This window comes from Psychrobacter sp. CoH-33_TS_01 (genome assembly GCF_058189395.1).
The window spans coordinates 1-253 of sequence record NZ_JBVGQI010000081.1 but is presented as its reverse complement, the minus strand read 5'-3'; the positions used below and the strand labels follow the sequence as shown (position 1 = coordinate 253).

The 253-nt window shown below is 68.4% G+C and carries 1 protein-coding gene; it reads right to left on the bottom strand.

What is annotated here, in order from left to right:
- On the bottom strand, positions 1-253 hold a 253-nt coding region (locus ACZ2XM_RS15625), incomplete at both ends, for a hypothetical protein (protein ID WP_490619033.1).

Below are 253 nucleotides of genomic sequence, written 5' to 3'. Positions count from 1 at the left end.
CGCTTCGTACTTGCGGCTGTTCGCGAGCGCTTCGGAAATCGTTTCGCCGGTGACGAACTGCTCGCCCATCAGGCGCATCGCCATGTCGACGCCCTTGCGGATCAGCGGCTCGCCGCCGCGGCCGATCAGGCGCGTGAGCGCCGACGACAGGCCCGCTTCGCTGTTGGTCGTCACGAGCTTGCCGGTGATCATCAGCCCCCAGGTCGCCGCGTTCACGAACAGCGACGGCGCATGGCCGACGTGCGAGCGCCAG